Origin of the sequence: Dactylosporangium sp. McL0621, from assembly GCF_049995355.1 — a bacterium.
In the GTDB taxonomy this organism is placed as follows: Bacteria; Actinomycetota; Actinomycetes; order Mycobacteriales; family Micromonosporaceae; genus Dactylosporangium.
The window spans coordinates 11,414,127-11,427,013 of the sequence record NZ_CP188259.1; the positions used below are offsets into that span (position 1 = coordinate 11,414,127).

The 12,887-nt window shown below is 68.9% G+C and carries 14 protein-coding genes; 4 read left to right on the top strand and 10 right to left on the bottom strand.

The window, feature by feature from the left end:
* Positions 1 to 175: 175 nt before the first annotated feature.
* Positions 176 to 616: a hypothetical protein gene (locus ACPPVO_RS54090; RefSeq protein ID WP_426507313.1), complete on the bottom strand. Its 441-nt coding sequence runs from the start codon at positions 614 to 616 to the stop codon at positions 176 to 178.
* 279 nt (positions 617 to 895) lie between these two features.
* On the opposite strand from ACPPVO_RS54090, the gene ACPPVO_RS54095 reads away from it, so the two are divergent.
* The 3 genes from ACPPVO_RS54095 to ACPPVO_RS54105 are packed head-to-tail and all read left to right on the top strand — an operon-like array spanning position 896 to position 3,088.
* Complete coding sequence (locus ACPPVO_RS54095; RefSeq protein WP_426507314.1) at positions 896 to 1,318, top strand: GntR family transcriptional regulator; 423 nt, start codon at positions 896 to 898, stop codon at positions 1,316 to 1,318.
* Positions 1,296 to 2,186, top strand: coding sequence for an ABC transporter ATP-binding protein (locus ACPPVO_RS54100; RefSeq protein WP_426507316.1), 891 nt, complete (start codon positions 1,296 to 1,298; stop codon positions 2,184 to 2,186). Before ACPPVO_RS54095 ends, ACPPVO_RS54100 begins: the two co-directional genes overlap by 23 nt.
* Positions 2,183 to 3,088, top strand: coding sequence for a transporter (locus ACPPVO_RS54105; RefSeq protein ID WP_426507318.1), 906 nt, complete (start codon positions 2,183 to 2,185; stop codon positions 3,086 to 3,088). The genes ACPPVO_RS54100 and ACPPVO_RS54105 overlap by 4 nt, the downstream gene beginning before the upstream one ends.
* Before the next feature lie 200 nt (positions 3,089 to 3,288).
* On the opposite strand, the gene ACPPVO_RS54110 is transcribed toward ACPPVO_RS54105, so the two are convergent.
* The 5 genes from ACPPVO_RS54110 to ACPPVO_RS54130 all read right to left on the bottom strand — a co-directional run bounded on the left by ACPPVO_RS54110 (position 3,289) and on the right by ACPPVO_RS54130 (position 7,881).
* Positions 3,289 to 3,744, bottom strand: coding sequence for a hypothetical protein (locus ACPPVO_RS54110; protein ID WP_426507320.1), 456 nt, complete (start codon positions 3,742 to 3,744; stop codon positions 3,289 to 3,291).
* On the bottom strand, positions 3,731 to 3,928 hold the full coding sequence (locus ACPPVO_RS54115; protein WP_426507321.1) for a hypothetical protein: 198 nt from the start codon (positions 3,926 to 3,928) through the stop codon (positions 3,731 to 3,733). Before ACPPVO_RS54115 ends, ACPPVO_RS54110 begins: the two co-directional genes overlap by 14 nt.
* 497 nt (positions 3,929 to 4,425) lie before the next feature.
* Entirely contained in the window at positions 4,426 to 6,447 is a 2,022-nt protein-coding gene (locus ACPPVO_RS54120) for a pentapeptide repeat-containing protein (protein WP_426507323.1), read from the bottom strand.
* Between the two features lie 790 nt (positions 6,448 to 7,237).
* Positions 7,238 to 7,399: a hypothetical protein gene (locus ACPPVO_RS54125; RefSeq protein WP_426507324.1), complete on the bottom strand. Its 162-nt coding sequence runs from the start codon at positions 7,397 to 7,399 to the stop codon at positions 7,238 to 7,240.
* A gap of 71 nt (positions 7,400 to 7,470) precedes the next feature.
* Entirely contained in the window at positions 7,471 to 7,881 is a 411-nt protein-coding gene (locus ACPPVO_RS54130) for a hypothetical protein (protein ID WP_426507326.1), read from the bottom strand.
* A 474-nt stretch (positions 7,882 to 8,355) separates the two neighbouring features.
* Between ACPPVO_RS54130 and ACPPVO_RS54135 the strand changes: the two genes are divergently transcribed.
* A complete protein-coding gene (locus ACPPVO_RS54135; RefSeq protein ID WP_426507327.1) occupies positions 8,356 to 8,727 on the top strand; it encodes a hypothetical protein in 372 nt (123 codons plus the stop codon).
* Between the two features lie 90 nt (positions 8,728 to 8,817).
* Here the strand turns inward: ACPPVO_RS54135 and ACPPVO_RS54140 are convergent, their stop codons facing one another.
* The 4 genes from ACPPVO_RS54140 to ACPPVO_RS54155 form a co-directional block, all read right to left on the bottom strand.
* Entirely contained in the window at positions 8,818 to 9,885 is a 1,068-nt protein-coding gene (locus ACPPVO_RS54140) for an IS110 family transposase (RefSeq protein WP_426514868.1), read from the bottom strand.
* Positions 9,773 to 10,303 carry a hypothetical protein gene (locus ACPPVO_RS54145; protein WP_426507329.1) on the bottom strand — a complete coding sequence of 177 codons (531 nt, stop codon included), beginning with the start codon at positions 10,301 to 10,303 and terminating at the stop codon, positions 9,773 to 9,775. Before ACPPVO_RS54145 ends, ACPPVO_RS54140 begins: the two co-directional genes overlap by 113 nt.
* A 661-nt stretch (positions 10,304 to 10,964) precedes the next feature.
* Complete coding sequence (locus ACPPVO_RS54150; protein WP_426507330.1) at positions 10,965 to 11,600, bottom strand: LuxR C-terminal-related transcriptional regulator; 636 nt, start codon at positions 11,598 to 11,600, stop codon at positions 10,965 to 10,967.
* Positions 11,552 to 12,859 (bottom strand): sensor histidine kinase, encoded by a 1,308-nt coding sequence (locus tag ACPPVO_RS54155; protein WP_426507331.1) that lies wholly within the window; start codon positions 12,857 to 12,859, stop codon positions 11,552 to 11,554. The genes ACPPVO_RS54150 and ACPPVO_RS54155 overlap by 49 nt, the downstream gene beginning before the upstream one ends.
* Between the last annotated feature and the right edge of the window lie 28 nt (positions 12,860 to 12,887).

The following is a 12,887-nucleotide window of genomic DNA, read 5'->3' on the forward strand; positions in this document are numbered from 1 at the left end:
CACGCCTGGGCACGGCCCCTGCTTTCCTGGCATGCTCTGGTCCCCTTCACCTTTCGGATCCAGGTCAGCCATCAGACCCAGGAACCTCCCTCCGAGTTCCTCCCAGCTGTGCTGGGGATACACCAGGGCGCCTCGCGGCGCAGCTGTCCTGCCGAAGAGCGGAAACGGCAGCTGATCAATGCTTCGGGTCGGCGAGCGGAAGCCGCTGAGCCGTCGCCGCTACCGCCTCGTACCACTGCTGCCACGGCGTCGCTTCCCCCGCGTCCGATTGGTACAGGCAGGCCTGACCGTCCGCATGGTCGGCGATCCAGCGTTCAGGGTGGTCCAGGAGTGTCTCCGCGACCGCTTGAGGCAAGACATCGCCGTCTACAAGCTGAGCGCACCAATCGGCTGGTGTGATGTTCCACCCTGGCGGTGGCTCGGGATAGTACAGAGCGATCCAGCCCAGGCCATACCAGATCCTCAGCACCGCCGCACACGTAGTTGCTGGCCAGGGGCCATGGACTACCGGCGTGTCGCGCATTAGGTCGATAGAACCCCGAGGGATCTCGTACAGCGGCGACTCTTCCACCGCGGCAAGGTGCATCTGAGACAAGAAGTCCGTGAGCGCCTCCATCAGTCGATCATGCGGCCTGACACGACGCCCCGGCAATCCCGGCGCTCGTCTACCAAGGTCAGGTGCACGCAGCCGCTACGGGTGCCCATAGCTAGATCACGTTTCCGCACATGCCGCTGCGGGCGCCCGGCGGCCGACCGAAGATCGTCACCGACCGTGAGTGCGGTCAGTGAGGTCGGACTTCCGATCGTGCCGAGTTCCGTGCATCTGCCGTAGCGTGATCGCAAGTACTTGTCCTATTGTCTTACTGTCGTAGGACAAGTGAGGAAGGGTTTGCTGGTGATCGAGTTCGTGCTGGACGGCCGGTCGGCGACGAACACCTACCTGCAGCTGGTGCAGCAGGTGCGGCAGGCGCTCCGGGTCGGGCTGCTGGTGCCGGGCGACCGGCTGCCGCGGGTCCGCGATGTCGCGCAGTCACTGGCAATCAATCCGAACACCGTCCTGAAGGCCTACCGCCAGCTCGAGCTCGAAGGACTCGCTGAGGGCCGGCCCGGCGTCGGCACGTTCGTCACCGGGACGCTTGCCGGTGACTCGCTCGCCGATCAGGCCGGGCTGCGCGCGGAGTTTCTCGTCTGGCTACACAAGGCGCAGGCGGCCGGCCTGGCCGACGTGGAGATCACCGCGCTGATCGACACGTCGATGCGCGCGGATCGCCAGCAACAACGGGAGGAGACCACAGATGGATCACGTGCTGGAGGCTGAAGGGCTCGGCAAGCGGTACGGGGGACGGTGGGCGCTGCGCGACTGCGCGCTGCGGCTGCGGGCCGGGCGGGTTGCGGCGCTGGTCGGTCCCAACGGTGCCGGGAAGAGCACCCTGCTGCACCTCGCGGTGGGTCTACTGCGCCCTGACGCCGGCGAGGTGCGGGTGTTCGGCGCCACACCGTTCGAGAACACGACGGTGTTGGCGGACATCGGGTTCGTCGCGCAGGACACGCCGGTCTATCGGGACTTCACCGCCGACGAACTGGTCCGGATGTGCGGCAAGGTCAACCGGCGCTGGGACGCCACGCTGGCGAAGTCCAGGCTTGCGCAGCTCGGCATCCCGCCCCGCACACCGGTCGGCAAGCTGTCCGGCGGGCAACGGGCCCAGGTCGCTCTCGCTCTCGCGCTGGCGAAACGGCCCCGGCTGTTGCTGCTCGACGAGCCGGTCGCGAGCCTCGACCCGCTCGCCCGCCGTGAGTTCCTGCAGTCGCTGATGGGCAGTGTCGCCGACAGCGGCACCACGGTGCTGCTGTCCTCACACATCCTCGCCGACCTGGAACGGTCCTGCGACTTCCTCGTGCTGCTGCAGGCTGGCACGGTGCAGCTGGCCTCCGGCGTCGACGACCTGGTGGCCACACACCGGCAACTGACCGGCCCGCGACACCTGGGCGAGCCGATCGCCGGCGTCGAGACCGTTGTGCGGGCCCGGCACACCGACCGGCAGTCGACCCTGCTCGTGCGCACCGACGCGACGGTCCTCGATCCGTCGTGGACGGCACACGAACTCAGTCTGGAAGACCTCATCCTGGCGTACCTCAAGGACGGTGGCGCCAAACCCAACCACGACGCATGGGGAGTTGCAGCATGATCTGGCTGACCTGGCGGCAGCACCGCAAGCAGGCATTGGCTACGGTAGCCGCGCTCGCAGCCCTAGCCGCGTTCCTGATCCCGACCGGAACATCCATGCGCGCCGCGTACGGAAGACTGAGCCTCGACGAGTTCGGCGACAGATACGGACCGCTCGTCTTCGTCAGCGTCCTGCTGCTGATCGTCCCGCTCCTGGTCGGCCTGTTCTGGGGCGCACCGGTCGTTGCCCGCGAGGTGGAGCACGGCACCCACCGGATGATCTGGACGCAGGGCATCAGCCGTCGGCACTGGGCCTTGGTGAAATGCGGCATGCTCGGGGCGGCGGCAACCATGTTCGCCGTCGTCTACGGCGCCGGCCTGTCCTGGTGGTACGCACCCCTGAGTCACATCGATGTCCGCGAGAGCCGCTTCACCGAGGTCTTCTTCGACCTGCAGGGCGTCGCGCCGGTGGGCTACACGCTGTTCGCGGTGGCGTTGGGTGTCCTCGCCGGCACCGTCGTGCCAAAGTCCCTGCCGGCGATGGCGCTGACCCTGGCGGGTTTCACCATCACCCGCGTGCTCGTGGCGCTCCTCGCCCGGCCGCACTACCAGCGCCCCGCCGTCGCCGACCAGATTCTCGGCGCCGGCACCACCGCGATCCCGGACGGCAGCTGGCTCCTGTCCAGCGACGTCCGCCAGCCCGACGGCACGGTCGTCACCACCGGCAGCATCCGCTGCCCCACCGGCAACACCTCATGCCCCGCCGAGACCGGACTCGGCCTGCAGCCCGGCGCCTACAACCACCACGTCTTCCAACCCGCCGACCGGTTCTGGACCTTCCAACTGATCGAGGCCGGCCTCTTCATAACGCTCGCCGTTCTGCTGCTCTGGTTCGCCGTCCGCCGCATCCGCCGCATCGCCTGACGTACGTACCGCCGAGATCAGGTGCACGCATCTGGTTCCCCTCTTGGTCAAGGGATCATGGCGACTTTGTTTAGACTTCTTGGCGGCGGGTCCGGGTTGTGACTTGTCCGAAGAGGCGGCTGTCGGGATTGGGCCGTCCGCGCTGGATTGCAGAGTCGCTCCCGTGTGGGTGCCCGACGTCCGACGCTGGCCGGCGTTCGTCAGTGCAGAAGCCGTTGCGCCCAATAGACCTGGCCGTCGGGGCCCACGCTGATCAGGGCAATCAACAGGTCTTCCACCGCCGCGGGTGCCGTAGCCACCATGTGCTCAGGCGGTGTTCCCGGGCGCGCTGGGCGGAGTACGGTCTGGAACGTCACCGGTGATGCGTCTACCGACCGCACTGACACGGCGCAGCCCGGGTTCGAGAACGACCCGTTGATCTTCCGCAGGCCAATGCCTCGCAGCCACGGGTAACGCTTCTCGGCGATGTCGAGAGATCCGTCCGCCCCTGCTACGACCTTGTCGGGCCGGGCCGAGGTCGCCGCGATGCAGCTCGGCATGAGATGACTGCGCTTGTCCAGCACAACGATGTGAAAGGAACTGCCCTTCTGCGGGTCTGGCGGCCGGTTCCAGGTGACGCGCCCGAGGAAGATCTGGTCGCCGTCACCGGCCACCACCGCGTTGACCGGTTTGAGTGCGGCCGTCGGCTGTCGCCTGGTTAACGAGTTGCAGCGTCGCGTGGGCGTTCAGCGCGTCAGGCCCGTACGGCGGCCGGTTGTGCCACCAGCGCCAGCCAGCCACGCCGGCAGTTCCGGCGAGGAGGATCGCCACGCTCAGAATCAGTCCCGCCCGTCGCTTCATGCTGGCAGTAGAGCACAGCATGTGTCGATTGCTCATCGACAAGCTGACGTCGTGGCGCCAGCATCCGCACATCGGGACAGGACAGGAAGCCGCGGTCTCGCGGGGTGGTCACCACCGGTGACGTGCTCTGGCCGACGGCCGCGCAGGACCAGCGGCATAGCGGATGCTGGCTGACATGCGACGGATTTACAGCCCATGCGCGTAACGGGACTTGGCCTGCGGTGGAACAGGTCCGATTGTCGCCCTTCTCCGTGCAATCTCCGTGCGACCCAAGATGGCAGCTGCGCGCCGGGCCCGAGAGAGCTGGAACAGACGGAGCGCGGACCGCTCTGTTCCAGCCCTCTCGGGCCTCGTCAGCCCATGCCGCGCTGTCAACGACGCTCCAGCACACCGCAGCACTCTGCGCTCAGCTGCAACCCGTCTCACGGAGCTGGCGCGGTCAGAATGGCGCCCCGCGGACGAGGTGCTCATGTCGGCCAGCTCAGCAGATAGTCACATTAACCACCGGGCTGCCCGGCGGGCTCTGGACCTGGATCAGCGGCCGCGGCAGCGATCGACATCGTGAGCAGCCCCAACGCCGTCGGGTTGGTCAGGCTTGGCCGCATACTCAAGCCCGCCGGCCATACATCGTTGCGGCCGGGGCGCAATATGACCTGAGTTTCATCGAACCGCGCGTCGCCGGTGAAGGTCGCCTTTTCGAACCGCGCGTCGCCGGTGAATGTCGCCTCGCCGAACCCCGCGTTGCGCTTGAAGGTCGCCCCGCCGAACCCCGCGGCGCCGGTGAAGGTCGCCTTGCCGAACCACGCGTCGCCGAAGGTCGCCTTGCCGAACCCCGCGGCGCCGGTGAAGGTCGCCTTGCCGAACCACGCGTCGCCGAAGGTCGCCCCGCCGAACCCCGCGGCGCCGGCGAAGGTCGCCTCGCCGAACCACGCGTCGCCGGCGAAGGTCGCTCCGCCGAACCCCGCGTCGCCGGTGAAGGCCGCTCCGCCGAACCACGCGGCGCGCTTGAAGGTCGCCCCGCCGAACCACGCGGCGCGCTTGAAGGTCGCCCCGCCGAACCACGCAGCGCGCTTGAAGGTCGCCCCGCCGAACCGCGCGTCGCCGGTGAAGGTCGCCTCGCCGAACCCCGCGGCGCCGGCGAAGGTCGCCCCGCCGAACCCCGCGTCGCCGGTGAAGGTCGCCTTGCCGAACCCCGCGTCGCCGAAGGTCGCCCCGTCGAACCACGCGTCGCCGAAGGTTGCCCCGCCGAACCACGCGTCGCCGGTGAAGGTCGCCTCGCCGAACCCCGTGGCGCCGGCGAAGGTCGCCCCGCCGAACCACGCGTCGCCGGTGAAGGTCGCCTCGCCGAACCCCGTGGCGCCGGCGAAGGTCGCCCCGCCGAACCACGCGTCGCCGGTGAAAGTCGCCTCGCCGAACCCCGCGGCGCCGGCGAAGGCCGCCCCGCCGAAGTCGGCACGGCCAATGAACCTGCTCCGGTGGAAGGTCGCACCCTGGAGGGAGCCGCGGTGGAGTTGCCAGTCCAGCAGAGTGGCGCCGGTCAGGTCCAGGTCGATGCCCGGCCAGAACGCCTGGTCGGGGTGTGCCGGGACGTGCTGGGCCTGTTCGGGGTCGGTTCCGGTTGGTGCGATGAGGTGTGTAGCGAGGATGCGTTGCGCGGTCAGCCGGACCTGCTGCTCCTGCTCCGGATCGCGGACCGGTGGCGCGGCGACGGGTAGGGGTTCGGGAGTATCGGGGTCGGGTGCAGCCTCATTGTGATCTTTCGGGTTTGTGGTGCTCATCGGCTGCGGCGGGATGTACGGCATACGCAGGTAGGCGCAGACGACGTTGACGATGGTCTGGCGCTGGTCGGGGTTGTCCTGGGCGACGCGTTCGAGTGCATAGAGACCGCCGAGGCGGACGGCGGCGTCGGCGGACCCGACCTGTTCGACGGCCTTGGTGTACAGGTCGGTGACCCGCCGGGCTCGGGCGTCGAGCTCGGTGTGAGTCTGGGCCTGCCGGGCCAACTCGTGGGCACGTTCGGCGAGCGCCTGCGTTTCCTCTGCGAGCCGTTGCCGGCGTACCGCGAGCAGCAGCGCGGCGATCGCGCCGCTGGCCGCGATCGCGCCGAGCCCGTACTTGATTGCTTCGATACGCAGGGTGGCCTGGTCCTTGCCGGCGGGGGCGGCGCTGGCCACGGTCAGCATCCACAGCAGCGCCACCACGCCGAGACCGACCGTCGCTGCCACGGTGGTGGCCACGCCTCGGTCGGTGAGCAGCCATGCCCACCGTGATCCGGCTCGACGCGGGCTGTCGTTGCCGCGCTGCACGCCCGGTTCGTGCCGCCGCAGCAGGACAACGCCGGCCGCCGCGAGCAGCACCGAACCCGCGATGGCCCCGCGGACCACCGGATGTTCGTGTAGGGCTCGCCCAGCTGCCGCCCATACCTGCCAGGCCGAGACCCGGTTCGCGCCGAGGACCGCGGCCACGGCAAGCACCCCGGCGGCCGTCAGCAGCACCGTCGCGATCCGTCCTCTCCGCATAACACGCATGATGAGCCATGAGCGCCATCCGGCGCCTCGGACGGCCAGCCGGTTTCCCGTGGACGCAATACGGGCCTGCACGAGACTGCACCGCGCCCTTCACTCCCAACCGCGCCAAGCGGCCTCGCGCGTTACAAAAGATCAGAACCGCCGAGATGAGACTTGAGCGCCCCCTCTGCACCAGCCGGCGCGTGCGCCAGGGAAAGTCGTGATCAAGGTGTCCCTGAAGAATGCGCAGGTCATAGCTGGTTCAGGGACAGCAGGGACGAGAGGGACGGCGGGCGGGCCGAGGCCGTGCGGGCACGGGACGGCTTGCGTCTCGCGGCGGCTGCCATGCCTAGTTGGTGGGGAAGCTCTGTAGCTCTCGCAACGGATCTACAGTCCGCGCCTAATCCACTACCCACCTCATTCAGAGGCCGCGACTACAAAGCCCGAGGAACTCGACAATCCGCCATGAGACTCCCGCCAATGGGACGGCATTCTTGGCGCACCACTTCAGCTGAGCAGCCAAAATCACGTGCGCGCTCATCGGCCAGATCCGCGCGCTCGGCCCCGGCTCGGTTCATGATTAATTGCACGGAGGGTGAACGGGCTCCGGAACCACCGGATCCAAGATCCACAATTGGTGCCGGTTCGCGCAAACATCTCGGCACACGGCGCCGGCAACATGACACGGTTCCAAGTCGAGCGCGTCGCCGCGGCAGGTGTGAGCGGCTCAGGCGCCGCCCCGCTTGCAGGCATCCGCCGGGGGCACCGACATGTAGCCGCGGCAGCCGCCCTCGTCGCCCAGTTAGGCTGCCAGGTCGTCGGCCGCGTAGATGAACGAGATCGCGGCGACACAGGTGGCGGCGTACTCGTGCAAGCTCGCCGGAACATCCACCTCGAGGATGTAGCCGACCTGGTGCCTTGCCATCTGCAGGGGGTCGTCGAACGCCTCAGCGGCGCTGTCCACTGCCCGCACTGTGCGCAGCACGTTTTCGTGGGTCGCTGCGAGTTCCGCGTTGAGCCGCGCCAGCGGTTTCGCTATCGCTCGTGCGTTGTCCGGGATGGGCTGCTGCTGGCAATTGCTTTAGCGCGCCGCCGTCTGGCACGCAGCTGGCTGACCCAGATCACGGCCAGGCAACCCACCCATCCCGCGAATGCGGTGCTGAGGTGATAGGCCCACGCGGGCTGCGAGGCGAGAGGCCAGGCTTGACCGACGATCAACCCGACGAGGATTACAGCCGGTGCCAAGGGAACGATCTTGTCCCGAAACGCCGGGCCGAGCGTAATGCCGACCGTCATTAACCCACTGAACAGCACCAACGGCCAGAGCGTGCCGGGGGTCTCCGGCCAGACGACGTCGAGGAGCACGAAGGCGGCGGTGATGGCGACGATGACCAGCGTCACCCGGACAATGGCCGACTTCCACGCGTAGTCCTCAGCGATAGCCACACCGACACGATAATTGCCGCCTGCGAAATGCACCGTCCACCAAATGGGCCGTACGTCCCAATCACGGCACGAGCACGGCGGCTTTCCGGCCGTCGTTGGGCCGTAGCTCACGGGCTCAGACGTCGAATCGGTACGGAAGCCGTCGCAAGGCCGTCGCCGGGCCGTCAGGTCGTCGCCAGGCCGTCCGATGTCGACCAACGACGACCGGCGACCTTGCTGGGAAGCGTGCCGTTGGCAGCCGCGGCTCTACAGCTTCGGCTCAACCGGGAACGGCAGCTTTGCGGCCCATGCTTCAAGCACTCCGGTCGCCTTGATGGTCGTTACGATGCGCGGTCGAGATCCTGACGCCGCGGCGCGAGGACGACTCACCGCTTGTGCGGATGAGCATGCAGCTGGTCGTGGCTGTTGAACCCCGTCTGGCAGTGGGTCGGGCGCGGGGCCTCGGGCATACCGAGGCCGTGCAAGAGTCTTGGGATGGAGCTTGACCCGCGTGCCGTGTGGAACAGGGTGTGCGCGGCGCCGCCGACGGATGGACTGGCGGGCGACCGGCATTTGTGGGCGGTGGTGGACCTCTTCACCGCGATCTCTGCGGACGGCACCGAGAGTACGGTCGAGCAGCGTACGGCCGTAGAAATCGAGCAGGCTGCCACGGCACACGACTACTTCGGCTTGCCGCACCTTGGCGCCTGGATCCGGCGGCTGCCAGAGCGGGCGTTCGTGACCGAGTACTCGGTCCTGCTGCGCGAGTACATGAGCATGATCGTGGTGGACGATCACGAAGTTCTGTGGGAAGCGCTGGAACGCAAGCTCGCCGAACGGCCCGACGACTTCAAGCGGACCGGATGAGGACACTACGGCCAGACAAGAACGATCTTGACGTCCGCTCATGCCGCCGGGCGCGCATGATCACGTTTCCGGACATGGCGCCCCTCTAGGTCAAGGGGTTGGAGTGGGGAATGTTCTAGGCTGATCGGAGGCGGGTTCAGCGTGTGACTTGTCCGAAGAGCCGGCTGTCGGGATTGGGCCGGTCGCGCTGGATTGCAGAGTCGTTCCCGGTTGTCCTGCTGGACCCGCCGCCTCGCTCGTCCGGGCCTGTTGGTTGTCGTGGAGCATGCGTTTGTAGACGACGTCGGACAGGTGGCGTTTGAGGGCGCGGATGGCTTCCATGGTGGTCTTGCCTTCGGCGAGGCGGCGCCGGTAGTAGGCCCGGCCGGGGGTGTCGTGGCGGAGCTGGACGATGGCCATGATGTGCAGGACTCGGTTGATGCGCCGGTTGCCAGCTCTGGACAGCCGGTGGCGTTTCTGGTCGCCGGAGGAGGCGTCGATCGGGGCGGTGCCGTTCCATGACGCGAAGTGTCCTGGGGTGCGGAATCGGTCGATGTCGCCGATGTCGCCGAGGAGGCGGGCTGCGCCGGACGGGCCGATGCCGTTGAGTCCGGTCAGGGTGCTGCCGGCTGCGGCGACCAGGTCACGTAGTTGTTTGTCGGCAGCTCGGATCTTGTCGTCGATGGTGGTGAGTTCGTCGATGAGCTCGCGGGCCAGCCGGTGGCGGGTCTCGGCCACGATGCCGACCGGTTGCGGTGCGGTGCGCAGCAGGTAGCTGGCCTGGCCGCGGGTGAGGAACTTCTTCGCCCCGCCCGGCACGATCTCGAGTAGTAACTGGTGGATGCGGCTGACCGTCTCGGTGCGGGCGTGGCCGAGTTCGTCGCGGCGGTCGACCAGCAGCCGCAGCGCGACGGTGGCGTCGTCGAGCCGGACCTGGCGCAGGCCGGGGCTGCGCAGGCCGGCCACGGCCACGCTGTGCGCGTCGACCGGGTCGGTCTTGCGGCCCTGGCCGGTGTCGAACACCCGCACCCGCGATGACAGCTTCGGCGGCACGTCCAGCACCGTTTCACCGTCGGCGACGAGGCGTTGGGCGATGTGCCGGCCGATCCCGGCGCAGCCCTCGACAGCCCACGTCCGGTAAGGCGATCCGGGTGCCGTCAGCGCCGACGGCCTCGACAGTCAGGTCCTCGGGGAGGAGCAGCGGCGGCACCTGCGGCCGTGGCGGTGCGGACACCACCGACAGGCGCTCCCCCAGTGCGAAGTCGATGACGATGCCGGCGTTGTCGACGATGCGCAAATCCATGCGGTAAGCGCCGCGCGGCGCCGCCGGGATCGCGATCTTCGCCGTGTACGCGGCGGGCGAGGTCGTAGCGAACGCCGCCTCGTAGCGTGCGGTGCTGTCGTCGGCGTTGGTGTGCGCCGCCGACACGACGAACTCCCGGACACCGGCCAGCGACCCCGCTGACGCCGCGACCCGTACGTCCGCCCCAAGCTTCGACACCTCCGCGGTGCCCTGCGCGTCGACCACCATGACGTCGGGGAACTCCGTGGCGTCGCGGCCTCCCCGCACCGTCAGCCGCTGATTGAGCAGCTGCACCTGGTGTTGCCGCCGATGTCCACGGTCCGCACGTACACCTGGTACTCGCCGTTGGGGGCATATGCGGGAACAGTGATGGCGGCACGGTAGGTGTCGCCGGTCGCAACGAGGCGGCTTCGTACCTCGCGCCGGCTTCGCCGCCCGGACTGCGCCAGGCCACCCAGGCCGTCGCCTCGGGCGCCAGCTGTATGGGGTTGTCGTCGGTGATATGTGCCGTCACGGTCGTGGTGGCACCGGCCGCGATCTGCGCCGGCTCGACCTTGGCGTCCGACACCTCCGCCGCGGTGTAGTCGCCGACCTTGGCGGCGACCAAGACCGGGTCCGGCATGGTTCGGTCGAGGCGGTTCCCGGCCTTGTCGGTGGTGACGACATGAACCCTGTAGAAGCCGCCCGGCGCGTTGTACCACACCCCTGCGCCGCCCGTGCAGACGCCGTCGCGCGGCGTGCCGTTCAGCGGGGTGAGCGCGGCAGTTGGTGCTTCCACCGCTCCGCCACGAACCCGTTCGGCCGCCCGGAACGCGCCGGCTGTGGCAGTTACCCGTCGCGGGCCGCCGCGCGCCAGGCCTGGGCCGAGTGGTTGGCCACCACCGGCGGATCGCCGGCTCTGTCTCACCGACCTCGATGCCCGTTCGGTTACCGCCGGAGCGTGACACGATCGCGTTCAGGCGTTGAGGTATGCCAGGACGGCGAGGACGCGGCGGTTGTCGTCGTCGGAGGGCGGCATGTCCAGCTTGGTGAGAATGTTGTTGATGTGCTTGCTCACCGCCTTCTCGGTGATACGCAGCTTGGCCGCGATCGCGGCGTTGGATCGACCTTCTGCCATCTCGCCGAGCACCTCACGTTCCCGGGAGGTGAGCACCGCCAGGGGCTCCCGGCGGGCGAGGAGCTGCGAGATCACCTCGGGGTCCATGGCGGTACCGCCGCCGGCCACCCGCCGGATGGCGTCGACGAACTCCTCGACGTTGGACACCCGGTCCTTGAGCAGGTAGCCGACCCCGCCGTGCGGGGTGCTGAGCAGTTCGCGGGCGTACAGGGGCTCAACGTGCTGGGAGAGCATGAGGACCGGCAGGCCGGGCAGCTGGTTACGGGCCGCGATGGCCGCCTGGAGACCTTCGTCGGTGAAGGTCGGCGGGAGGCGGACGTCGATGACGGCGACCTGCGGCCGATACCTGATCAGGGCGGGCAGCAGGTCAGGGCCGTTGTCGACCGTCGCGACGACGTCGAAGTCGAAGGCCTGCAGCAGCCGGGTCAGCCCGTCCCGGAGGAGGGCATGGTCCTCAGCGATGACAACACGCACGGCACCTCCATGGTGATGACGGTCGGTCCCCCGGGCGGGCTCGACAGCACGATCGTGCCATCGAATGCGGCGAGGCGTCGTTCGATGCCGCGCAGCCCGGTCCCGGCGGCGGGGTCCGCGCCGCCGGCGCCGCCGTCGGTGACCACGATGCTCAGCGCGCCGTCCAGGTGCCGGATGGACACCGATCCGGTGCGGGCGCGGCTGTGCCGGATCATGTTGGTCAGCGCCTCGGCGACGGCGAAGTACGCCGCCGACTCCACGGGCGCTTCGGCCCGCCCCGGCAGATCGACGTCGACGGTGATCGGGACCCGCAGGCTGAGCGCCAGCGCTCGGACCGCGCCGCCGAGTCCGCGTTCGGCGAGCACCGGTGGGTGAATGCCCCGGACGAGGTGGCGCAGTTCTACCAGCGCCGCGCCGCTGGACTCCCTCGCTTCGGCGAGCAGCTTGTGGGCCTCGGCCGGCTTGCGGTCGATGAGGGTGTCGGCAAGGCCGATGATGATGCTCAGCGAGACGAGGCGGGCCTGGACGCCGTCGTGCAGGTCGCGTTCGATGCGGCGTAGCTCGGCCGCTTGGGCGTCGACCGTGTCGGCGCGGGTGAGCGTCAGCTCCGTGACGCGTAGGCGGAGCCGGGCGGTTCCGGTCGGTGCGAGGAAGAGCCGGGCGAAGTAGCCATCGACGCGGCGTAGCCACGGTGCCACCCACAGCCCCCCGGCGAGGATGATGGCGCCTTGCGGGAGGCAGAGCAGTCCGGCGGGCAGGGTGTCGATGAACCAGACGGCACCGTAGCCGTACCAGCCGGTGCCGAGCCAGATCCACACTGGTGCGAGCGTCAGACCCGCCAGCCCGTACAGCGGCACCAGCACGCCGATCGTCCCGAGCGCGAACCCGACGACGGCACCCGGGCCGAGCCAGGCAAGGTCGCGCCAGGTCGCCGGGTCGGTCACCACCCATCGGAAGCGCGCCCAGCCGCCGGCGGGCGCACGCTCCGGCGGCGGATGATACGGCCGTATCACGAGCACACCGGCCCGGGAAGCGCGCCTGCGCTCCAGGTCGGTGCGCATCCGGACCAGCGTCATCATCCACGGCACCAGCGCCAGACCGAGGAACGGCACCGGAGTGAGGACGAACACGACGACCGACCCGGCCAGCAGCCCGATGTTGGTGAACGCGAGACCGATCGCGGCCATGCCGCGCAGGACACCGCGCACACCACTCCGGGCCCAGCGGCCCATCCGTACACCGACCCAAACGACGTCCACAGGTCACATAGTGCCCTGCGGCGCGCCG

Excerpts from the sequence above, each read along its gene's own strand:
- ACPPVO_RS54135 (WP_426507327.1), top strand. The coding sequence starts at position 8,356 with ATGGAGCTTGACCCGCGTGCCGTGTGGAACAGGGTGTGCGCGGCGCCG.
- ACPPVO_RS54115 (WP_426507321.1), bottom strand. The coding sequence starts at position 3,928 with ATGAAGCGACGGGCGGGACTGATTCTGAGCGTGGCGATCCTCCTCGCC.
- ACPPVO_RS54105 (WP_426507318.1), top strand. The coding sequence starts at position 2,183 with ATGATCTGGCTGACCTGGCGGCAGCACCGCAAGCAGGCATTGGCTACG.
- ACPPVO_RS54120 (WP_426507323.1), bottom strand. The coding sequence starts at position 6,447 with ATGCGGAGAGGACGGATCGCGACGGTGCTGCTGACGGCCGCCGGGGTG.
- ACPPVO_RS54090 (WP_426507313.1), bottom strand. The coding sequence starts at position 616 with ATGGAGGCGCTCACGGACTTCTTGTCTCAGATGCACCTTGCCGCGGTG.
- ACPPVO_RS54100 (WP_426507316.1), top strand. The coding sequence starts at position 1,296 with ATGGATCACGTGCTGGAGGCTGAAGGGCTCGGCAAGCGGTACGGGGGA.